Annotated in this window: 18 protein-coding genes; 7 read left to right on the top strand and 11 right to left on the bottom strand. The window is 71.7% G+C overall.

Going from position 1 to position 21,658, the window contains the following annotated elements; genetic code table 11:
• Window positions 1-44 precede the first annotated feature (44 nt).
• Window positions 45-872, bottom strand: coding sequence for an enoyl-CoA hydratase family protein (locus ABZZ74_RS04620; protein WP_356761861.1), 828 nt, complete (start codon window positions 870-872; stop codon window positions 45-47).
• 257 nt (window positions 873-1,129) lie between these two features.
• On the opposite strand from ABZZ74_RS04620, the gene ABZZ74_RS04615 reads away from it, so the two are divergent.
• Window positions 1,130-1,585 (top strand): ATP-binding protein, encoded by a 456-nt coding sequence (locus tag ABZZ74_RS04615; RefSeq protein ID WP_356761860.1) that lies wholly within the window; start codon window positions 1,130-1,132, stop codon window positions 1,583-1,585.
• 6 nt (window positions 1,586-1,591) lie between these two features.
• Here ABZZ74_RS04615 and argF read toward each other — a convergent pair whose 3' ends face one another.
• Together argF and ABZZ74_RS04605 are read right to left on the bottom strand one after the other, a co-directional pair.
• The gene (argF, locus tag ABZZ74_RS04610) at window positions 1,592-2,599 is read right to left on the bottom strand and encodes an ornithine carbamoyltransferase (protein WP_356761859.1); all 1,008 of its coding nucleotides are present in this window, start codon (window positions 2,597-2,599) and stop codon (window positions 1,592-1,594) included.
• 80 nt (window positions 2,600-2,679) lie between these two features.
• Window positions 2,680-3,903, bottom strand: a complete 1,224-nt coding sequence (locus ABZZ74_RS04605; protein ID WP_356761858.1) for an arginine deiminase — start codon at window positions 3,901-3,903, stop codon at window positions 2,680-2,682.
• 130 nt (window positions 3,904-4,033) lie between these two features.
• Here ABZZ74_RS04605 and ABZZ74_RS04600 point away from each other — a divergent pair, with 130 nt between their 5' ends.
• A complete protein-coding gene (locus ABZZ74_RS04600) occupies window positions 4,034-5,137 on the top strand; it encodes an SPFH domain-containing protein (RefSeq protein WP_356761857.1) in 1,104 nt (367 codons plus the stop codon).
• On the top strand, window positions 5,134-6,033 hold the full coding sequence (locus ABZZ74_RS04595) for a hypothetical protein (protein ID WP_356761856.1): 900 nt from the start codon (window positions 5,134-5,136) through the stop codon (window positions 6,031-6,033). Before ABZZ74_RS04600 ends, ABZZ74_RS04595 begins: the two co-directional genes overlap by 4 nt.
• A 90-nt stretch (window positions 6,034-6,123) precedes the next feature.
• On the opposite strand, the gene ABZZ74_RS04590 is transcribed toward ABZZ74_RS04595, so the two are convergent.
• The 3 genes from ABZZ74_RS04590 to ABZZ74_RS04580 all read right to left on the bottom strand — a co-directional run bounded on the left by ABZZ74_RS04590 (window position 6,124) and on the right by ABZZ74_RS04580 (window position 11,202).
• Complete coding sequence (locus tag ABZZ74_RS04590) at window positions 6,124-8,670, bottom strand: polynucleotide kinase-phosphatase (protein ID WP_356761855.1); 2,547 nt, start codon at window positions 8,668-8,670, stop codon at window positions 6,124-6,126.
• Window positions 8,667-10,130 carry a 3' terminal RNA ribose 2'-O-methyltransferase Hen1 gene (locus ABZZ74_RS04585; RefSeq protein ID WP_356761854.1) on the bottom strand — a complete coding sequence of 488 codons (1,464 nt, stop codon included), beginning with the start codon at window positions 10,128-10,130 and terminating at the stop codon, window positions 8,667-8,669. The genes ABZZ74_RS04590 and ABZZ74_RS04585 overlap by 4 nt, the downstream gene beginning before the upstream one ends.
• Window positions 10,131-10,272: 142 nt before the next feature.
• Window positions 10,273-11,202, bottom strand: coding sequence for an LLM class F420-dependent oxidoreductase (locus tag ABZZ74_RS04580; RefSeq protein ID WP_356761853.1), 930 nt, complete (start codon window positions 11,200-11,202; stop codon window positions 10,273-10,275).
• 244 nt (window positions 11,203-11,446) lie between these two features.
• Here ABZZ74_RS04580 and ABZZ74_RS04575 point away from each other — a divergent pair, with 244 nt between their 5' ends.
• Complete coding sequence (locus ABZZ74_RS04575) at window positions 11,447-11,614, top strand: hypothetical protein (protein ID WP_356761852.1); 168 nt, start codon at window positions 11,447-11,449, stop codon at window positions 11,612-11,614.
• 985 nt (window positions 11,615-12,599) lie between these two features.
• Here ABZZ74_RS04575 and ABZZ74_RS04570 read toward each other — a convergent pair.
• The 4 genes from ABZZ74_RS04570 to ABZZ74_RS04555 form a co-directional block, all read right to left on the bottom strand.
• On the bottom strand, window positions 12,600-13,070 hold the full coding sequence (locus ABZZ74_RS04570) for a DUF6099 family protein (protein WP_356761851.1): 471 nt from the start codon (window positions 13,068-13,070) through the stop codon (window positions 12,600-12,602).
• Between the two features lie 177 nt (window positions 13,071-13,247).
• Window positions 13,248-13,574 (bottom strand): nucleotide pyrophosphohydrolase, encoded by a 327-nt coding sequence (locus tag ABZZ74_RS04565; RefSeq protein ID WP_356761850.1) that lies wholly within the window; start codon window positions 13,572-13,574, stop codon window positions 13,248-13,250.
• Window positions 13,571-14,737, bottom strand: a complete 1,167-nt coding sequence (locus tag ABZZ74_RS04560) for an ATP-binding protein (RefSeq protein ID WP_356761849.1) — start codon at window positions 14,735-14,737, stop codon at window positions 13,571-13,573. Before ABZZ74_RS04560 ends, ABZZ74_RS04565 begins: the two co-directional genes overlap by 4 nt.
• A 187-nt stretch (window positions 14,738-14,924) precedes the next feature.
• A complete protein-coding gene (locus ABZZ74_RS04555) occupies window positions 14,925-15,314 on the bottom strand; it encodes a cell division protein SepF (RefSeq protein WP_133046090.1) in 390 nt (129 codons plus the stop codon).
• 202 nt (window positions 15,315-15,516) lie between these two features.
• On the opposite strand from ABZZ74_RS04555, the gene ABZZ74_RS04550 reads away from it, so the two are divergent.
• Window positions 15,517-17,271, top strand: coding sequence for a hypothetical protein (locus ABZZ74_RS04550; RefSeq protein ID WP_356761848.1), 1,755 nt, complete (start codon window positions 15,517-15,519; stop codon window positions 17,269-17,271).
• Window positions 17,272-17,278: 7 nt separating this feature from the next.
• Here ABZZ74_RS04550 and ABZZ74_RS04545 read toward each other — a convergent pair whose 3' ends face one another.
• Window positions 17,279-17,794: a YceI family protein gene (locus tag ABZZ74_RS04545; RefSeq protein WP_356761847.1), complete on the bottom strand. Its 516-nt coding sequence runs from the start codon at window positions 17,792-17,794 to the stop codon at window positions 17,279-17,281.
• 131 nt (window positions 17,795-17,925) lie between these two features.
• Here ABZZ74_RS04545 and ABZZ74_RS04540 point away from each other — a divergent pair, with 131 nt between their 5' ends.
• Window positions 17,926-18,429 carry a MarR family transcriptional regulator gene (locus tag ABZZ74_RS04540; protein ID WP_356761846.1) on the top strand — a complete coding sequence of 168 codons (504 nt, stop codon included), beginning with the start codon at window positions 17,926-17,928 and terminating at the stop codon, window positions 18,427-18,429.
• A 99-nt stretch (window positions 18,430-18,528) separates the two neighbouring features.
• Window positions 18,529-21,651 (top strand): FAD-binding and (Fe-S)-binding domain-containing protein, encoded by a 3,123-nt coding sequence (locus ABZZ74_RS04535; RefSeq protein WP_356761845.1) that lies wholly within the window; start codon window positions 18,529-18,531, stop codon window positions 21,649-21,651.
• Window positions 21,652-21,658: the final 7 nt, after the last annotated feature.

Genomic DNA, 21,658 nt, shown 5'->3' with positions numbered 1-21,658 from the left:
AGCCGCGATTTCGGCGCCGCCCCGCGCCCCTGAAGCCGGCATCTCTACCGCCCCTTCCACTTCGGAGGGCGCTTCTCCTTGAAGGCCTGATGGAACTCCGCGTAGTCCTCGCCGTTCATCAGCAGGGCCTGTGTGGAGGCGTCCAGCTCCACCGAGGCCGCCAGGGGCATGTCCAGTTCGGCCGTCAGGAGCGCCTTCGTCTGGGCGTGTGCCAGGGCCGGGCCGTCGGCCAGTCGGCGGGCCAGGGACTGTGCCACCTCGTCCGCCGCGCCCTCTTCCACCAGTTCGCTGATCAGGCCGATGCGCTCGGCCTCCGGGGCCCGTACCTGGTCGCCCAGCATCAGCAGCCGGGTCGCGTGGCCGAGCCCGACGACCCTGGGCAGCAGATAGGCCGCCCCCATGTCACCGCCGGACAGCCCGACCCGGGTGAAGAGGAACGCGAACCGGGTGGTGGGGTCGGCCACCCGGAAGTCCGCCGCCAGGGCCAGGACCGCGCCGGCGCCGGCCGCCACTCCGTGCAGCGCCGCGATCACGGGGAAGGGGCACTCCCTTACGGCCCGCACGACCTGGCCCGTCATGCGGTTGAAGTCCAGCAGTTGGGCCGTGTCCATGGACAGCGTGGCGCCGATGATGTCGTCGACGTCGCCGCCGGAACAGAAGCCGCGGCCCTCCCCGGCCAGGACCAGGGCACGGACGGAACGCTCACGGGACAGCTCGGCGAGCAGATCGCGCAGGTCGGCGTAGGCGCCGAAGGTGAGCGCGTTGAGTTTCTCGGGGCGGGCCAGGGTGACGGTCGCGACCCCGTCGGTGAGCTCGACGCGCAGATGCCGCCAGTCGGCGGTGCGGGCGGCGGAGCCGGTGAAGGGACTCATGCGGTGCGGCCTCCTCGGACGGTGGCGCGGACACATCTCGAAGTTATCACCTGTTCGTGACTGTCGTCACGGATGCAATATAGCCCTGTCACCGCCCGTCAATAGAGCGGTAACAACGGGAGCACCCGCGCGAGGCAAGCCGTTTCCAGGGGTAAGCCGCCCGTCAACGGGGCCGAAGGTCCCCCGCGGTGCCCGCCGGGCGTCTCTGACAGGCGGCGCCGTACCATTCATAAGGTTGAAAGCAGGACAGCCTGCTCATGAACGGATCCGCCTTGTACGAACCCCCCTCAGCCCCCGCCGCCTCTTGGCGCATCGCGCTGCCGCACTCCGCCGCTGCCGTGCCTGTGGCCCGTGCCCTGGTGCGCACGGCGCTGGCCGAGCTGGAGCACGGGGCCGACAGCGACACCGCGGAACTGCTGACGGCGGAGCTGGTCGCGAACGCGGTGGAGCACACCGCCGGGGACTCCCCCATAGAGCTCGTGGTGGAGCTGCTGCCGGGCGGCTGCCAGGTCGAGGTGCACGACCCGGACCCGGCGCCGCCGGGCGATCTGACCAGGCCGAACGGGGACGAGCCCGACCCCTGGCAGGAGCACGGGCGCGGGCTGCTGCTGATCCGCGCGCTCAGCTCGTCCTGCGGACACCGCCCGACGGACTCCGGGAAGGCCGTGTGGTTCCGGCTGCCGTCGGTGCCCCCGCAGCGGCGCCCAGTCTGACCGACCTCAGGCCAGCGTGGCCACCAGGATCGCCTTGATGGTGTGCAGACGGTTCTCCGCCTCGTCGAAGACGACCGAGTAGGGGGACTCGAACACCTCGTCCGTGACCTCCAGCGAATCGAGGCCGTGGGTCTCGTGTATCTCCCGGCCGACCTTGGTGCCCAGGTCGTGGAAGGCCGGGAGGCAGTGCAGGAACCGGACGTCCGGGTTGCCGGTGGCGCGCAGGACGTCCATGGTCACCGCGTAGGGGCCGAGGGCGGTGATCCGCTCGTCCCAGACCTCCTTGGGCTCGCCCATGGAGACCCAGACGTCGGTGGCGACGAAGTCGGCGCCCAGCACGCCCTCGCTCACGGACTCGGTGAGTGTGATCCGGGCCCCGCCGGCCCCGGCCAGCTCGTGCGCGCGGTCGACGATCTCCTGGGCCGGCCAGTACGCCTTCGGGGCCACGATCCGGACGTCCATGCCGAGCAGGGCGCCGGTGATCAGGTAGGAGTTGCCCATGTTGAAGCGGGCGTCGCCGAGGTAGGCGAAGGAGATCCGCTCGACCGGCTTGGCGGTGTGCTCGGTCATGGTCAGCACGTCGGCCAGCATCTGGGTGGGGTGCCAGTCGTCGGTGAGGCCGTTGAAGACGGGGACACCGGCGTGGGCGGCGAGTTCCTCGACCTTCTGCTGGCTGTCGCCTCGGTACTCGATCCCGTCGTACATCCGGCCGAGCACGCGCGCGGTGTCCTTGACCGACTCCTTGTGCCCGATCTGCGAGCCGGAAGGGTCGAGGTAGGTGGTCGAGGCGCCCTGGTCGGCGGCGGCGACCTCGAACGCGCAGCGGGTGCGCGTCGAGGTCTTCTCGAAGATCAGCGCGATGTTCCTGCCGCTCAGGTACCGCTGCTCGGTCCCGGCCTTCTTCGCGGCCTTCAGCTCGGCGGCCAGCTCGATCAGGCCGAGGAACTCCTCCCTCGTGAAGTCGAGCTCCTTGAGGAAGTGGCGCCCGGCGAGGGCGGTCGGGACGGTCGCCATGGGGCGCTCCAGAGATACGGGAACAGCGGACCCTGGAAGTCTATACGAGCTTCAGCATTTCTATGCACATGGCTGTACGGTCATACGGCCGCCCGTTCGACCGGACAGCTCATACAGCGCGGCCCGCCCCGGCCCCGGCCGAGTTCACTGCCCGGGATCTCGATGACCTCGATACCCTGCTTGCGCAGATGGGTGTTGGTGGTGGCGTTGCGCTCGTAGGCGACGACGACACCGGGCTCGACGGCGAGGACGTTGCAGCCGTCGTCCCACTGCTCGCGCTCGGCGGCGTGCACGTCCTGGGTTGCGGTCAGCACGCGGATCTCGCTGAGACCCAGGGCGGCGGCGATCGCGCGGTGCATGTGCTCCGGCGGATGGTCGGTGACCTTGAGCTCCTTCTCGCCGACGCCCGGTTCGATGGTGTACGAGCGGAGCATGCCGAGGCCCGCGTACTGGGTGAAGGTGTCGCCGTCGACCATCGTCATCACGGTGTCGAGGTGCATGAAGGCGCGCCGCTTCGGCATGTCGAGGGCCACGATCGTCTGCGCGGAGCCGGCCGCGAACAGCTTGTGCGCGAGCATCTCCACGGCCTGCGGGGTGGTCCGCTCGCTCATGCCGATCAGGACGGCGCCGTTGCCGATCACCAGGACGTCCCCGCCCTCGATGGTGGACGGGTAGTCGGACTGCCCCTCGGACCAGACGCGGAACGTTTCGTCACAGAAGAGGGGGTGATGGCGGTAGATCGCCTCGAAGTGGACCGTCTCGCGCTGCCGGGCGGGCCAGCGCATGGCGTTGACGGCGACGCCGTCGTAGATCCAGGCGGAGGTGTCGCGGGTGAAGAGGTGGTTGGGCAGCGGCGCCAGCAGGAACTCGTCGAGGTCCATGACATGGAAGCGGACCGAGGTCGGCTCCGGGTGCGCGTCCAGGAACTCGCGCTTGGTCATGCCGCCGACCAGCGCCTCGGCGAGCTCCGGCGCGGGGAGGGTCTCGAAGGCGGCCCTGAGGTGGTCGGTGGCGAGGACGCCGTACTCCTTCTCGTCGAAGACCCGGTCCAGGACGAGCGTGCGGGCCGCCGGGACCTGAAGGGCCTCGGTGAGCAGGTCGCCGAAGAGATGCACGGTGACCCCGCGGTCGCGCAGCACGTCGGCGAAGCCGTCGTGTTCGGCGCGTGCCCGGCGCACCCACAGCACGTCGTCGAAGAGAAGGGCGTCCTTGTTGCTGGGGGTGAGCCTTTTGAGCTCCAGATCCGGCCGGTGCAGGATGACGCGGCGCAGCCGCCCGGCCTCGGAGTCGACATGGAATCCCATGCCTCCATCCTGACCATCGAGCGGCCTCTTGACCCGTGGCTCGGCGTTTTCTTCGGTTACTTGTTCTCGTCCTCTTGACGATAAGCAGCCCAGGGGGTTATCGTCTAAGAGACGAAAAGAAGGGGGTCCGATGGCCGACATCACCCGGCGCCTGGGCTGGCGCCATCTCCGGGGCGCGCCGACGGCGCACATCCGGCACCACAGGGGCGGCAAGCTGCTGCACGACGGGCCGGGGCTCAGCTTCTGGTTCCGCGCGCTGACCGCGGCCCTGTCCGAAGTGCCGGTCGACGACCGGGAGTTGGCGATGACCTTCCATGCCCGTACGTCCGACTTCCAGGACGTCGCGGTGCAGGCGACGGTGACCTACCGGATCAGCGACCCGGCGCTCGCCGCGGCCCGGCTCGACTTCTCGGTCGACCCCGACACGGGCGTGTGGCGGGGGGCGCCGCTGGAGCAGCTCGGCACCCTGCTGACGGAGACGGCACAGCAGCACGCGTTGGACGTCCTCGCCCGTACGTCGCTGTCGTCGGCGCTGGTCGACGGGGTGACGGCGGTGCGGGAGCGGGTCGCGGCGGGCCTCACGGCCGAACCCCGTCTCCCGGCGACCGGCGTCGAGGTGGTCGCCGTGCGCGTCGTCGCACTGCGTCCGGAGCCGGAGGTGGAGCGGGCGCTGCGCACCCCCGCCCGCGAGCAGATCCAGCAGGAGGCGGACCGGGCGACGTACGAGCGGCGGGCGGTGGCCGTCGAGCGGGAGCGCGCGATCGCCGAGAACGAACTGGCCAGCCAGATCGAACTCGCCCGCCGTGAGGAGCAGTTGGTCGAGCAGCGGGGCACGAACACGCGGCGGGAGGCGGAGGAGCACGCGGCGGCGGACTCGGTACGGGCCCAGGCCGAGGCGGTGCGCACGGTGAAGCTGGCCGAGGCGGAGGCCGAGCGGTCCGTGCGGCTGGCGGACGCCGAGGCACGGCGGACCGAGCGGCTCGCGGAGGCGGAGGCGGTCCGGTCCCTGCGGCTGGCCCGTGCGGAGGCCGAGGGAGCGCGCGAGGTCGGTGAGGCTCGGGCGCAGGCCCAGGCGGCCTGGCTGCGGGTGCACGGTGAGGCGGACCTCGCGACCCTGCACGCCCTCACCGGGACACGGCTCGCGGAGAACCTGCCGAACATCGACAGCGTGACGATCTCGCCGGACGTGCTGACGGGGTTGCTGGCCAGGCTGGCCAACGGGGACCCGGCGTGAGCCTCGCGCCGCGCGTCGTCCTCGTTCATCGCACCACGGAGTACGAGGAGTTGGTGGCCCACCACGGCACCCACGGGCAGGCCGCCTTCTTCCTCTCCTCCCGGGGCCGGGACATCGAGGAGGTCGCCGAACGGCACCGCCGCACCCGCCGGGCGCTGGCCGACGTCACCGCGGCGATCCCGCTGACCTGGCGTCAGAGCAGGGTGGAGCGGGCCGACCTGGACCGCTTCCTGTTCGCGCCGGAGGACGTCGTGGTGGTCGTCGGCCAGGACGGACTGGTGGCGAACGCCGCCAAGTACCTCGCCGGGCAGCCGGTGATCGGCATCGACACGGACCCCGGCCGCAACCCGGGTGTGCTGGTACGGCACCGGCCCACCGACGCGGCCGCCCTGCTGCCCGCCGCGCACGCGTCCGGCACCGGCGTCGACGAGCTGACGATGGTCGAGGCGGTCGCCGACGACACACAGCGCCTGGTCGCGCTGAACGAGATCTATCTGGGCGCCGCCGGACACCAGACGGCCAGATACCGCCTGGGCCTCGAGAACGACGGGGGTGTCGTCGAGGCCCAGGCTTCGTCCGGGGTGCTGGTGGGGACGGGGACCGGGGCGACGGGCTGGCTCCGCTCGGTGTGGCAGGAGCGGGGAGCCGCGCTGGAACTGCCCCGCCCCACCGAGGACCGCCTGCTGTGGTTCGTCCGCGAGGCCTGGCCCTCCCCCGCCACCGGCACGACCCTCGTCGCCGGCACCCTCTCCAGCACCGCCCGCCTCCATCTCACCGTCGAGTCCGAACGCCTGATCGCCTTCGGGGACGGGGTGGAGACGGACGCCCTGGAGCTGACGTGGGGGCAGTCGGTGCGGGTGGGGGTGTGCGGGGAGCGGCTGCGGCTGGTCGGCTAGGGCCAGTCCGTGCGGCTGGATCAGGTCCGTCTGCGGGAACCGGTCCGGCTCCGGCACCCCCTGTTCGCAGGGGACCGGAGCCGGCCCTACTCACAGCCGCGGGTCCACCGGCTCCGACTCCAGGGCCAGCACCCCGAACACCGCCTCGTGCACCCGCCACAGCGGCTCGCCCTCCGCGAGGCGGTCCAGGGCCTCCAGGCCCAGGGCGTACTCGCGGATCGCCAGCGACCGCTTGTGGTTGAGGAAACGGGTGCGCAGACGGGCCAGGTTGTCGGGGCGCGTGTACTCCGGGCCGTAGATGATCCGCAGGTACTCGCGGCCCCGGCACTTGATGCCGGGCTGCACCAGGCGGCCCTCGCCGCTGCGCACCAGCGCGCCGAGCGGCTTGACGACCATGCCCTCGCCGCCGCGGCCCGTCATCTCCAGCCACCAGTCGACGCCGGCCCGTACCGACTCCGGGTCGCCGGTGTCGACGTGGAGCCGTCGGGTGGTCTGCAGCAGACCGGTGCCGTCGTGCTCCACCAGCCGGTCCAGCAGGGCCAGTTGCTCGTCGTGCGGGAGCGCGGCGAGGCTCCGGCCCTGGACGGCGAGGATCTGGAACGGGGCCAGCCGTACGCCGTCCAGGCCGTCGGTGGTCCAGCAGTAGCGCCGGTACGCCTCCGTGAACGCCGCCGCGTTCGAGGCGCGTTCCCGCTGGCGGTCCAGCAGGCCGGCCACCTCGACGCCCCGCGCCGCAGCGCCCTCCAGAGCGGCCAGCGCCCCCGGGAACACCGCGCCGGACGCGGCACCGACGGCCGCGTACTGCGACCTCAGCAGACCGGACGCCTTCAGCGACCACGGCATCAGCTCGGCGTCCAACAGGAGCCAGTCCGTGTCGAGTTCGCTCCAGAGGCCGGCTGCGGTGACGGCCGCGCGGACACGGCCCAGGATCTCCTCCGTCACCGACGCGTCGTCGAAGAAGGGCCGTCCGGTACGGGTGTACAGCGAACCCGTCGGACCGTCGACGCCGAACCGCTTGCGTGCCGCCTCCGCGTCCCGGCACACCAGGGCCACCGCCCGCGAGCCCATGTGCTTCTCCTCGCACACGACCCGCTCGACCCCGTCCGCCGCGTACTGCGCGAACGCCTCGGCCGGGTGCTCGAGGTAGCCCTCCACGTGGCTGGTCGCCGTCGGTGCCATGGTCGGCGGCAGGTACGGCAGCAGCCGCGGGTCCACCGCGAACCGGCTCATGACCTCCAGGGCCGCGGCCGCGTTCTCCTCACGGACCGAGACCCGCCCCGAGTACCGGGTCTCCACGATCCGGCGCCCGTGCACGTCGTTGAGGTCGAGCGGCCGGCCGTCGTGCCCGCCGGGCGCCTCGGTGCGCAGCGGTCGGGCCGGCTCGTACCAGACCCGCTCGGCCGGTACGTCGACCAGCTCCCGCTCCGGCCAGCGCAGCGCGGTCAGCTTGCCGCCGAAGACGGCGCCGGTGTCCAGGCAGATGGTGTTGTTGAGCCAGGTGGCCTCCGGGACCGGGGTGTGACCGTAGACGACGGCCGCGCGGCCCCGGTAGTCCTCCGCCCACGGGTAACGCACCGGCAGCCCGAACTCGTCGGTCTCACCGGTCGTGTCGCCGTACAGCGCGTGCGAGCGGACCCGGCCGGAGGTGCGGCCGTGGTACTTCTCGGGCAGACCGGCGTGGCAGACGACCAGCCGGCCACCGTCGAGGACGTAGTGGCTGACGAGGGAGTCGATGAACTCCCGTACCTCGGCGACGAACTCCTCGCTCTGGCCCGCCATCTGCTCGACGGTCTCGGCGAGGCCGTGGGTGTGCTGGACCTTGCGGCCCTTGAGGTAACGGCCGTACTTGTTCTCGTGGTTGCCCGGCACGCACAGGGCGTTGCCCGACTTCACCATCGCCATCACACGGCGCAGCACGCCCGGGCTGTCCGGGCCGCGGTCGACGAGGTCGCCGACGAAGACGGCCGTACGACCCTCCGGGTGGACGCCGTCGGTGTAGCCCAACTTGCCCAGCAGCGACTCCAGTTCGGAGGCACAGCCATGGATGTCGCCGATGATGTCGAAGGGGCCGGTGAGGTGGGTCAGATCGTTGAAGCGCTTCTCGGTGACGACGGTGGCGTTCTCGACGTCCTCCACCCCGCGCAGGACGTGCACCTTGCGGAAGCCCTCGCGCTCCAAGTGCCGCACGGAGCGGCGCAGTTCGCGGATGTGACGCTGGATGACCCGGCGCGGCATGTCGGCCCGGTCGGTACGGGCCGCGTTGCGCTCGGCGCAGACCTCCTCCGGGACGTCCAGGACGATGGCGATGGGCAGTACGTCGTACTGCCTGGCCACGTCGATCAGCTGGCGCCGGGCGTCCTGCTGCACGCTGGTCGCGTCGACGACGGTACGGCGGCCGGCGGCCAGGCGTTTGCCGGCGATGTAGTGCAGGACGTCGAAGGCGTCCTTGGTCGCGCTCTGGTCGTTCTCGTCGTCGGAGACCAGACCGCGGCAGAAGTCGGAGGAGATCACCTCGGTCGGCTTGAAGTGGCGGCGGGCGAAGGTCGACTTGCCGGAGCCGGAGGCGCCCACGAGGACTACGAGGGAGAGGTCGGTGACGGGGAGGACCCGTCCCCTGCCGGTTGCCGTCTCGGTCATGCCGCCTTCGCCTCCTTCTCGGTTTTCATCCTGAACACGGCCATCTGGGTGGGCGGCCCGACCTCCGGGTCGTCCGGGCCGACCGGCACGAACTCCACGTCGTAGCCGTGTCGTTCGGCCACCGCGCCCGCCCAGGCGCGGAACTCCTCGCGGGTCCACTCGAAGCGGTGGTCGCCGTGCCGCACATGGCCCGCGGGGAGGGACTCCCAGCGGACGTTGTACTCGACGTTCGGGGTGGTCACCAGGACCGTGCGGGGACGGGCCGCGCCGAACACCGCGTACTCCAGCGCGGGCAGCCGGGGCAGGTCGAGGTGCTCGATCACCTCGCTGAGCACGGCGGCGTCGTACCCCTTGAGCCGGTTGTCGGTGTACGCGAGCGAACCCTGGAAGAGCCTGACGCGCGAGGCCTGCCGCTCCCCCATGCGGTCCAGCCTCAGCCGCCGCGAGGCAATGGTCAGCGCGCGCATCGACACGTCGACGCCGACGATCTCGGTGAACCGCGCGTCCTTGAGCAGCGCCTGCACCAAGTGGCCCTGTCCGCAGCCGAGATCGAGCACGCGCGCGGCGCCGGACGTGTGCAGCGCCTCGATGATCGCGTCCCGGCGCCGCACCGCGAGCGGCGTCGGCTTCTCCTCCGTCCCGGTCTCCTCCTCGACCGCGTTGTCGATGTCCTCGACCTCGCTGTCGTCGGCCTCCGCGAGCCGCACCAGCTCCAGCCGCTCCATCGCCTGCCGGGTCAGCGACCAGCGGCGGGACAGGTAACGGCTGGTGATCAGCTTCTGCTCCGGATGTCCGGCCAGCCAGCCCTCGCCGGCCCGCAGCAGCTTGTCGACCTCGTCCGCGGACACCCAGTAGTGCTTGGCGTCGTCGAGGACGGGGAGCAGGACATAGAGGTGACGCAGCGCCTCGGAGAGGGTCAGTGCCTCGGACTCCAGGACCAGCCGCACGTACCGCGAGTCGCCCCACTCGGGGAACTGGCTGTCCAGCGCGACCGGTTCGGCGATGACGGTCCAGCCCAGCGGCTCGAAGAGACGCTGTACGAGACCGGGGCCGCCGCGGGCGGGCAGTGCGGGTATCTCGATGCGCAGGGGTCGTGCCTGGTCCGGCAGTTCGGGGCGGGCGTGGCAGGCGCCCTTCATCGCGCTGGAGAAGACGCCGCTGAGCGCCACGGCGAGCAGTGAGGAGGCCGCGTAGGGGCGGTCGTTGACGTACTGCGCGAGTGCCGCGTCGGGGGCACCGCCGCGTCCCTTGCCCTTGCCACGCCGCACCAGGGCCACCGCGTCCACCTCAAGCAGCAGGGCCGCCGTGCAGCGCTGCGTATCGGCCTCGGGGTAGAGGACGTGCGCCGTGCCGTAGGAGGTGGAGAACGCCTGCGCCCTGTCGGGGTGCTTGTGCAGCAGGTAGCCGAGGTCGGTCGCGGGGCGTTCGGGAGTGCCGGTGGTGGTGATGGTCAGGAACATGCGGAGACTCTCCGACGGGTGGACGGTTCGGGTGCCGTACGCACGAGAGCCCCCAGGAAGGGTGATCCTGGGGGCTCGGCAGGACGACGGTCTCACCTTCGCACAGGCGGTCGACCGGCGCCTTCGTTTATTCCTGGGTCGATTATTCCTGGGTCACCTGTGACTGCACCTGGGCGGAGATCAGCTCAAGGTGGTCCAGATCGTGCAGGTCGAGGATCTGGAGGTAGACGCGGCGGGCGCCGACCTCGGCGTAGCGGCCGATCTTGTCGACGACCTCGGCCGGGGAGCCCGCCAGGCCGTTGGCCTTGAGCTCGTCGACCTCGCGGCCGATGGCGGCGGCGCGACGGGCGACCTCCTGGTCGTCCTTGCCGACGCAGACGACGAGGGCGTTGGAGTAGACGAGGTCGTCTCCCTTGCGGCCGGCCTCCTCGGCGGCGGTGCGGACGCGGGCGAACTGGCGCTCGCTGTCCTCGACGGAGGCGAACGGCATGTTGAACTCGTCGGCGAAGCGGGCGGCGAGCCGGGGCGTGCGGGTGGGGCCGTGGCCGCCGATCAGGACCGGGATCTTCTCCTGGGCGGGCTTGGGAAGGGCCGGCGAATCGGTGAGGTCGTAGTACGTGCCGTGGAAGTCGAAGGTGTCGCCGAGCTTCGTGCGCCACAGGCCGGTGACGATCTCGAGCTGCTCCTCCAGGCGGGCGAGCTTCTCCTTCGGGAAGGGGATGCCGTACGCCTTGTGCTCCTCCTCGAACCAGCCCGCGCCCAGGCCGAGTTCGACGCGGCCGCCGGACATCTGGTCGACCTGCGCGACCTGGATGGCGAGCACGCCGGGGAGGCGGAAGGTGCCGGCCGTCATGAGGGTGCCGAGGCGGATGCGGCGGGTCTCGCGGGCCAGGCCGGCGAGGGTGATCCAGGCGTCGGTGGGGCCGGGGAGGCCGTCGACGTCGCCCATCTTCAGGTAGTGGTCGGAGCGGAAGAAGGCATCGAACCCTAGGTCTTCGGTGGCCTTCGCCACGGCGAGCAGGGTGTCGTAGTCGGCCCCTTGCTGGGGCTCGGTGAAGATACGGAGGTCCATGCGTTCATCCTGCACCTGTCGGTGCCGGTCCATCCCATCGGTCCCTCCCGGAACACCGGTCCCCGGTCGGGTGAAATCGCGTCAACGCCGTGCATGGGGGTTGTCCGCGGCAGTGACCGGCGCCTTTGGTGATCGTTGGCCGCTGCGGAGCCGGACCGCCCGGCGTCCGCGCCCGGCTGTCCGCGCCGGAGCGTCACCGCATCGGCCTCCGCGTGATCCGGGGCCGGGGGCCGGGGAGGCCGTGATGTCCGAGGAATCCGTATCCGTTGCGCCGAGCGACACGGCGGGTGGACCGAAGGGTCTGCTGCAGCAGATGGAGGAGCTGATGGCGGCCCTGAACGCGAACCTGTCGGCCCTGAACGCGGACCTGCAGTCGCCCGGCCGCACCGCGGAGGAGAGCGACGCCGGCTGAGTCAGAGGCTCTGCGTCGCCCGTGGACAGGGAGGCGCCGCCAGGGTCCGCCTCTGCCGTGCACACGGAGCCGCCGCCAGGGCCTGCGCTGTGGCGCGGGCGGCTCGTCTCTGGTCGGTCCCCACGCCGGATCACATCGTGCCGCGGGTCCGGCCCACGCCCCCGGGCGGGACGCCTGGCACACCCTTACGCAGGACCCCAGCAACCGCGCCACCGCCGCCTCTGCCGTGCAGAGCCCTCAGCGACGTCACCCTTTCTCCCGGCAGGCCCCCCGCGTCCGCATCGCCGCCGCCGCTCCTCCCCGCAGGCCCGCAGCCGCATTGCCGCCACCTCTGCCGTGCAGAGCCCTGCAGCCGCCCCACCGCCTCTCCCGGCAGACCCCCCGAGGACGCATCGCCGCCGCCGCTCCTCCCCGCAGGCAAGCAGCCGCGTCGCCGCCACCTGCCGTGCAGAGCCCTGCGTCCGGGTCACCACCGCGTCTCACCCGTGGGCCCCCTCCAGCCGAGATAGGGCGCCGCCTCTGCCGTGCAGTGCCCGCTGCCGGGTCACCTCCGCCCTTTCCCCGCCAGCCGCCCTGCAGCCAGTCGACGCCACCTCTGCCGTGCAATGCCCGCTGCCGGGTCGCCTCCGCCCTCCCCCAGGCCCCCTGCAGCCGGTCGCTGCCAGCTCTGCCGCGCATGCCCTGCCGCCGCGTCACCGCCTCTGCCCGTAAGCCCCTTGCAGCCGCCTTGCCGCCCCCTCTGCCGCGCAGTACCCCCGCAGCCGCGTCACCGCCTCTCCCTCCCAGGCCCCCCGCCGCCGCGTCACCGCCGCCCCTCCCCCGCACGGCGTCAGTCAAGCGCGGGCCAGTGCTTTGTGTCGCTCGCCGTGGTGGGGAACGGTCCGGCCGTCGGATCCTCCTTGCAGCGCAGCCGATCGCTCCCACGCCTCCGCTCCGTCGGTGAGAGGCCCCGCATCGCACAGCGCACCTGCTCCCCCGAACCGGCCTAGCCGGCCTCTCTCTCCGGCAGTCGTTGCTCCCCGTCCGTCAGTTTGCGGAGCATCTCGCGGACGCGGTCCCTGGACTCGTCCGCCGCGTCGATGGCCTCCATGCACTGCCAGTACGTGCCTTCGTCGTTCGCCGCACAGGCCAGGCCCACCAGGGCGATGCCCACCTCGCCGAGCAGGCCGCCGAGGTAGCCGAGGGCCTGGCGGGCGTCGCCCAGTTCCGTCAGCTGGGCCGCGCGGAGATCCCCGGGGGCCAGCCGGGGCTCGTCCAGCACCCCGCAGCCGCGGCCCGCCAGTTCCGTCAACCCCAGTGCCTCGCCCCGCAGTTCGGGTGGTCCGGCGACCGCGAGGCGGCTGCCTATCGCCTGGGCGAGGGCCTGCGCCTGCCACACCTCCGTCAGGATCTCGGGCGCGTCGCCGCCCACCGCCAGTGCCCGCCTGCTCGTCACGATGAGCCGCACAGCGTCCATGCGCTGCCCCCGTCCGTCTCCACGCGCTGCCCACGCGTCTGCCCGAACTCCGTTGTCCACTACCCAGAGTGAAGGCGCCCGGGACGAAAAGCCAGAGGAAGGCGGAAATCTGTGGACAACGAATCGGTTTCGAAGGGGATTTTGACTCCGGAGAGTGAAAACGGAGCGTACGGCTCCTTACGGCGCCTGAAACCTCCGCTCGTTGCGGTCGATCTTCGCGTCCAGCGCGGCGAGCGGGTCGATGCCGAGGACCTCGCACAGCTGGAGCAAGTACGCGAGCACGTCGGCCACTTCGTCCCGCACCCGGTGCGCCGTGTCCGGGTCGTCCATCACGCGTGCGGACTCCTCGGGCGTCAACCACTGGAAGATCTCGACCAGTTCGGACGCCTCGACACTGAGCGCGGTGACGAGGTTCTTGGGGGTGTGGTACGGCTGCCAGCCCCGCGCCGCCGCGAACTCGGCCAGTCTGCGCTGCAGTTTCGCCACATCAAGAGGTTCGTTCACGGATCCAGGTCTACCACTGTGACCCCGTCCGTCCCCTCCGCCCAGGACGCGTCGGCGACCGCGGCCACGAAGCGGATGTGACCGCGGGCACCCATGCGCACCGCGAGGTCCGTCAGTTCGCGGCGCTGGCGCGGGTCCAGGGACCGGTCGAAGGCGTCGGCGAGCACGGTGAGCGTCTGCATCGCGGCGGGCACCTCGCCGGCCGGGTCCACCTCCAGCACGCCGGGTCCGGTCAGCAGGACCAGGGCGTGGGCGAGGTACCGCAGTTCGCCGTCGCCCAGGCGGGCGAAGGGCGTCCGGAAACCGTCACTCCGGTCCAGCAGGCCCCGGACCGTGCCGTCGCCGAGCGGTTCGGCGAGCACGTCGGTCACCGGCCCGGCACACCCCGCGCCCGCCGCCGCGACGAGCAGGGCGTGGCGGCGGCCGCACTCGGTGCGGGTACGCCACAGGACGTCGGCGAGGTTGTCGCAGCCGCCGAGGAGCCGGCCGGAGCCCATCGGCACCGGGGACCGCATGCGGTCGGGGCGCGGGTCGCAGGCGAAGACGGAGCGGAGGGCGACCACCATCTGTTCGGCGGCGGCGAGCACCCGGCGCTGTCCGTCGGTCTTGCCGGCCACCCGCAGCGGAAGAAGCGTCGTGCCGAGCCGGTCGTCGGGCAGCGGGGCGCGGGTCACCGGCGCCGAACCGGCCGTGTGCCAGGCGGCCTGCACGCAGCGGCGGGCGGGATCGCGCAGCGCGGTCTCCAGCAGCACCAGCCCGCCGGACGTCAACCGCTCGCCCACGATGCGCAGTTCGGGCTCGGCCTGTACGGCGACGTCGAGCCGGACCGGGCCCTCGGGGCCGTCGGCCGTACAGCCGATGCGGAAGCCCCGGCGGCGCTGGGCGTCGGGCCGGGCGCGGTCGGGTACGCAGGCACTCGCGTCGAGGAAGACCTCGTCGACCGCGGCACCGCCGCCGAGCCGGGCGAGTGCCTCGTACGCCCGTAGCGCGCTGGTCTTCCCGACCCCGCTGGACCCGGCGAGCAGGGTGACCGGACCGAGCCCGAACCCGGCCCGCCGATGCCCGGCGAACGCCGACAGCCGCAACTCGGTGACGCAGGGGCGGATCGCGGTGGGGCGTTCGGGAGCCGTGGTCGTGGACCCTGGGTGCGATGACACGCTCATGTCCGGACCGTAGGGCTCCGCTCCACCGGCGAACCGTTCCGCCGTGCCGGGCTTCCTACGATCGGGGGACCGCCGTGAAGCGATGTGACCCCGAGAGTCCGACGGGCCTCCGCACGTTCAGCCTCCCAACGGTCCGAGGGGCCCTCGCACACTCAGCCTCCCGACGGTCCGACGGGCCCCCGCACGCTCAGCCTCCCGACACTCCCGCCCCCTCCATCAGGCCCGTCACCTCGGTGCCCGACGGTGTCAGCAGGAAGACGTTGCGGTCGACCCGGTGCATCTTGCTGGCCAGGCCGAAGACGACTCCGGTGCTGAAGTCGAGGACGCGCTTGGCGACCTCGCTCTCGGCACCGCTGAGGTCGAGGAGGACGGGGACACCGGCCATCAGGGTCTCGGCGACGTCGCGTGCGTCGGCGAAGACGTTGACGCGCAGGACGACGAAGCGGCGCCGGGTCTCCGTCACCGCGTCGGGCAGCGCCCGGTGCCCGACCGAGGACGGCCAGGCGTCGCGGCCCCGCAACGGCACCACCTGGGCGAGCCCTTCCCACTGCTCATCGGTGACGTCGTGACTGTTCACCGGCTCCCCCCGAACTGACTCGCCTTCACTGATTGCACTGGCCAATTCTTACGGCAAGTCACCCGTTCGGCCGAACAGCGACACGGTCCGCGATCGTCACAAGGGTCACATCTCGCCAGGCATACCAGGTCTTACCCGCCTCACACCGGACTCTTCACGTCCGGCCACGTACTGCTCACTCGGCGCGACTACCGTCCACGAGGTGCACTTGGCAGAAACACGACAGGTGACACCCGGCCGGCGGACGCAGTCGGCGGTGTCCGCCGCACCGGAACCCCCCGCGCAGTGGCACCGGGTTCTTACCCTCCTCGCCGACATCAGTCTCTTCATCGGCACCCGCAACGTCTGGACGTCGGCGGCGAGCCATCGTCCCTTCGTGGCGGCGGTCATATCTGCGTGCTACGCGTCGATCCTGGTCTGCGGGGTGCTGACGCTCGTCGTGCGCCGGACGCGTTCGCTCGCCCGGCTGGACCTGGTGGTGCTGGCGACCGCGGTGACGCTCGCCCTGTGCGCATGGGTCATGGACCACGGCGGCAGCGACGAGGCGGTCCTGACCACGCAGGCCGCGAGGGAACTGGTCGCCGGGCACCCGATCTACGGACAGCCCTGGCCCTGGCTCTTCACCCACGGAATCGCCCTCACCCCGACGGTCACCGGCGGCTACGACTTCACCTACGGCTATCCCCCGCTGAGCCCGCTGCTGACGGCGCCCCTGCTGTTCCTGGGCCACGGCGGCGCCCCGGCGACGGCACTGAGCACGGGCGCGCTGATCCTCGGCACGATCGCCCTGTGGCGGATGCTGCCCGCGCAGTGGCGGCCGGCGGCGACCATGGTGTGCCTCGGCTTCGGACTGCTGACGAACTACGGCCGCCTCGGCTACCCGGCGATCACCGCGCTGGCCCTGCTGATACCGGTGGTGGTGCGCTGGCCGCGGATCGGCCGGGGCGGCCGGCTCGGGACGCCCGGGGTGGCCCGGGCCGTCTGCCTGGGTGCCGCCTGCGCGGCCCAGCAACTGCCGTGGTTCCTAGCGCCGTTCCTGCTGGCCGGGATCTACGCGGTGCGCCGGGGTGAACTGGGCGGGCGCGCGGCGGCGCTGGTGGTGCTGCGGATCACGGGCATCGCCGCGCTCGTGTGGCTGCTGATCAACACGTACTTCGCCGTGAGCGAGCCTGTCACCTGGATCAAGGGCATCGCGCTGCCGCTGATCCAGGGGGCGACCCTGCACGGGCAGGGGCTCGTGGGCGTCTCGCTGTACTTCACGAACGGCAGCGACAGGCTCGACTGGTACGGGTACGCGAGCCTGCTGCTGGCCGCCGGGCTGCTCGCGCTGCTGGTGCTGTTCCCGCGCCGGCTGGGACCCGCGGCGACCGTGCTGCCCTGGTGCGCGTTCTTCCTGGCGACCCGGTCCCAGGACGGCTACTACCTGATGATGACGCCGCTGTGGCTCGCGGCCGCCGTCACCGCGCCGGCGGCCGAGTTCACCGGCGCCTGGCAGCCGCGTCCTCGTCCGCTCACCGGCCCGAGGCGGCGTACGGCGCTGGGCGTGGCGGCTGCGCTGGTCGTCACCCCGGCGCTGGTGTCCGCGGTCGTGGCGGTCACCGGGAAGCCGCCGCTGCGGATGGAGGTCGCCTCGGTGCGCCGGGCGTCCGCGACGGTGGTCACCCGGCTGTCGCTCCAGGTCACCAACACCGACGACAGCGCTCTCGTACCGCACTTCATGGTGACAACCGGCCAGGGCATGCGTCAGTTCTGGTCGATCGCGAGCGGGCCTGCCACGTTGTCGGCGCACACCACGGCACGGTACGAACTCCGCCCGCCTGAGGGGAAGTTCACCGTGCCGGGGCGGCACACCCGGGTGCGTGTACGGGTCTTCACGCCCACACCGCAGACGCTGTCCAGCATGGACGTCCGGCTGGCGGCGAAGAGCTTCTACACGCGGGCCGGGAAGAAGGGCTGACGAATCGTCAGGCTCCGGCGCGCACGAAGCGAAGCGTGGCGGTGACGGTGGTCAGGCCGCGGATCATGCCCATCTGGTTCCAGCCCAGGCCGAACTCGGCGCGGTCCACGGTGAACTCCGCGTCCAGCGTGAGCGCGTCGGCGTCCTTGCCGGCCAGGCGGGCGGTGATGGTCTGCGGGCGGCTGATGCCGCGCACGGTGAGCTGACCGGTGACCTCGACCGTGTCGCCGGAGCGCAGTTGGGCGCTGCGGACGGCGAAGGTGATCTCGGGGTGGTTGTCGACGTCGAAGAAGTCGGCGGAGCGCAGGTGCTCGTCGCGCTTCTTGTTCTTGGTGTCGAGGGAGGCGGCGTCCAGGGTGATGGTGCCCGTGGCGGAGCCGTCGGCCTTCACCTCGCCCTGGCCGCCGACACCGGTGAAGGCGCCCTTGACGGTGACGAGGTTCCACATCGTCTTGTGGCGCAGGGAGACGGTGGAGGCGGCGGCGTCCAGCTGCCACAGTCCGGTTTCGACGGCGACGGTCATGATCTTCTCCAGGGAGCGGGGGACTGACTCACAACTGAGGTGATTCAAAATTGGATGACTGAACGCTAGCCCATTATCCAAATCTGGACAACCATCCCGTCCAAAATTGAACAACAGGTAGACTCGTTGGCATGGCCGACCCCGAGGAGCACTCCACCGACCTGCCCGAATGTCCGTCCGCGCAGGACGGCGGACTCCTGCCCAGGGAGCTGCGCGCCTGGATGGTGATGCTCGCGGCGATGGGTGCGGTGGAGCAGGAACTGCGGTCCGTCGTGAAGGACCGGCTCGACGTCTCTCACGACGAGTTCCTGATCCTGTGCCTGCTCGCCGAGCACCCCAGGACCGGTCTGCGCATGACCCGCGTCGCGGAGCTCCTGGGCCGCCCCAAGACCCGGCTCACCTACCAGATCGCCTGCCTCCAGCACGCCGGTCTGGTCACCCGCAAGTCGGTCTGCGGTGACAAGCGGGGCATCGAGGTCGCCCTCACCGAGAAGGCGCGCGGCCTGCTGGAGGACGCCTCCGGCGTGCTCGCCTCGACGGTCGCCCGGGCCCTCAGCCACGTCATGGGCCCGGACCAGCGGGACGCGATGTACGGGCTGATCCCGGAACTCGCCGAGGAGCCCAAGACACCGTAAAACCGCCCTTCCGGATCACCCGCGCGCGGATGACGGCTCCACCGCCTGGGTACCCGGCGGTCCCGCCACCTGCCGCCGGGCCGAGCGAAGGAGGGCTCCATGGCCGCGTTGGACCTGCCCGAACCTGTCGTACGACGCGGAGGGGCAGCCCCGCCGGTCGACGCGTCGAAGCTCGAGGCCGCACTGCGGGAACGGGTCGACGGAGAGGTCCGCTTCGACGCCGGCAGCCGCGCCGCCTACTCCACCGACGCCTCCAACTTCCGGCAGATCCCGATCGGCGTGGTGGTGCCCCGGACCCCCGAGGCGGCCGCCGAGGCGGTGGCCGTGGCGCGCGAGCACGACGCGCCCGTGCTGTCGCGCGGCGGCGGCACCAGCCTCGCCGGGCAGTGCACCAACACGGCCGTGGTGATCGACTGGACCAAGTACTGCAACCGCCTGGAGTCCGTCGACTCGAACGCCCGCACCTGTGTCGTCCAGCCCGGCATCGTCCTCGACGAGCTCAACCGGCAACTCGCCCCGACCGGCCTGCGCTACGGCCCCGAGCCCGCGACCCACGCCAACTGCACCCTCGGCGGCATGATCGGCAACAACTCCTGCGGCGCCACCGCGCAGGCGTACGGCAAGGTCGTCGACAACATCGCCCGTCTGGAGGTGCTGCTCTACGACGGCACCCGCTTCTGGTGCGGCGAGACCAGCGACGAGGAGTACGCCGAGATCGAGCGGCAGGGCGATCTGCGGGCCGTGGTCTACCGGCAGTTGCGCGCGCTGCGCGACCGCTACGGCGACGAGATCCGCCGGCGCTTCCCGGACATCCCGCGCCGGGTCTCCGGCTACAACCTGGACTCACTGCTGCCCGAGTACGGCTTCGACGTCGCCGGCCTGCTCGTCGGCAGCGAGTCGACGCTGGTCACCGTCCTCAGGGCGGAGCTGGAACTGGTGCCCGTGGTGAGGGAACGCACGCTGGTGGTGCTCGGGTTCCCGGAGATCTCCGTGGCCGCCGACGCCGTCCCGGCGATCCTGCCGTACGAGCCGATCGCGCTGGAGGGTGTCGACGCGCGGCTGATCAAGGACGAGCGGATCAAGGGCCTCAATCAGAAGGCCCTCGCCGAACTCCCCGAGGGCAACGCCTACTTGATGGTGCAGTTCGGCGCCGACACCCACGAGGAGGCCGACGAGCGGGCGCACCGGATGCTGGACGGGCTGCACGAGTCCGAGCACGAACCCGATGTCGCCTTCCTCGACGACCCCACGCACGAGGACCAGTTGTGGCAGGTGCGCGAGGCCGGCCTGGGGGCCACCGCGCACGTCCCCGAGCACCCCGACACCTTCGAGGGCTGGGAGGACTCGGCGGTGCCGACGGACCGGCTCGGCGAGTACCTGCGCCGACTGCGGTGCCTGTTCGACGAGTTCGGCTACCTCAGCGACGTCGGGCCCAGTCTGTACGGGCACTTCGGGCAGGGCTGTGTGCACACCCGTATCCCCTTCGACCTGTACACCGCGGACGGGGTGGCCGCCTACCGCCGGTTCATGGAGCGGGCGGCCGATCTGGTCGTGGAGTTCGGCGGTTCGCTCTCCGGTGAGCACGGGGACGGACAGAGCCGGGGCGAGCTGCTGCCGCGCATGTTCGGGGACGAACTGGTCGCCGCCTTCCAGCAGTTGAAGGCCGTCTTCGACCCGCTGGACCGGATGAACCCCGGGAAGGTCGTGGCGCCGTACAAGCTCGACGAGAACCTGCGTCTGGGCAGTCACTGGGCCCCGTACGACCCGCGCGAGCTGCACTTCCGCTTCCCCGACGACGGCAACTCCTTCGCCGAGGCCGCCAACCGTTGCGTGGGCGTGGGCAAGTGCCGGCAGCTGAGCAACACGGGCGGATCGGTGATGTGCCCCTCCTACCAGGTCACCCGGGAGGAGGAGCACTCCACGCGCGGACGGGCGCGGCTGCTGTTCGAGATGCTCGACGGGCACGGCGACAGCGCGCTGCGGGACGGCTGGCGGTCCGAGGCGGTGCACGACGCGCTCGATCTGTGCCTGGCCTGCAAGGGCTGCAAGAAGGACTGCCCGGCCGACGTCGACATGGCCACCTACAAGGCCGAGTTCCTCTCCCACCACTACGAGGGCCGGCCCTGGCGGCGGCCGCGCTCCGACCTGTCCATGGGCTGGCTGCCGGCCCTCGCCCAGGTCGTGGGCCGCACCCGGCTCGGACCGGTCGTCAACGCCCTCACCCACACCCCGCCGCTGTCGAAGGCGGCCGTCGCGCTCGCCGGGGTCGAGGACCGCGAACTTCCGCTGTTCGCGGGACGGACCCTGCAGCCGTGGTTCGCGGGCCGTCGGGAGACGTACGGCGACGGGACGCGCGGCAGCGTGATGCTCTGGCCGGACACCTTCACCAACTTCTTCCACCCGCACATCGGTCAGGCCGCCGTGGAGCTGCTGGAGCGCGCGGGCTGGCGGGTCGAGCTGCCGAAGGAACCGCTGTGCTGCGGGCTGACCTGGATCTCCACCGGCCAACTCGACATCGCCGAGCGGGTGTTGAGCCGTACCGTGCGGCATCTGGCCGGACATGTCCGGGCGGGCGGGCTGGTGGTCGGGCTGGAGCCGAGCTGTACCACCGTGTTCCGGTCCGACATGGGCGAGCTGTTCCCCGGCGACCGGGACGTACGGCGGCTGAGCGACCAGACGGTGACGCTGGCCGAGCTGCTGACCGAGCACTCCCCCGGGTACGAGCCGCCGCATGTGCCGGACCGGTCGGCGCGGGCGGTGGCGCAGGTGCACTGCCATCAGCACGCGGTGCTGGGCTGGGAGGCCGACCAGGAGCTGCTGCGGCGGGCCGGGGTCGACGTCGAGCAGCTGGAGTCGGGGTGCTGCGGGCTGGCCGGCAACTTCGGGTTCGAGCGGGGGCACCTGGAGGTGAGCGAGGCCTGCGCCGAGCGGGTGCTGCTGCCTCGACTGCGGGAGGAGGACGCGTCGACCGTGGTGCTCGCGGACGGCTTCAGCTGCCGGACGCAGGTGCACGAACTCGACAGCGGCGGCCATGAGGCGGTTCATGTCGCCGAGTTGCTGGCGTCCGCCCTGCCCGGCGGGGCGTTCGGGAGCGCGTACGGAGTGGGGCGGGACGTCCGTCCGGCCGCGCCCGGGCGGGTGGGCAAGGCGCTGGCACTGGCCGGTGCGGGAGTCGGCGCCGCGGGCGTCGCGGCGGGGCTGGTCCGCGGGCTGCGGCGCTGAGAGAGCC

Origin of the sequence: Streptomyces sp. NPDC006476, assembly GCF_040612015.1 — a bacterium.
In the GTDB taxonomy this organism is placed as follows: Bacteria; Actinomycetota; Actinomycetes; order Streptomycetales; family Streptomycetaceae; genus Streptomyces; species Streptomyces griseorubiginosus_B.
Note: the sequence above shows the minus strand (reverse complement) of the source record. Positions and strands in the feature narration are given on the sequence as shown.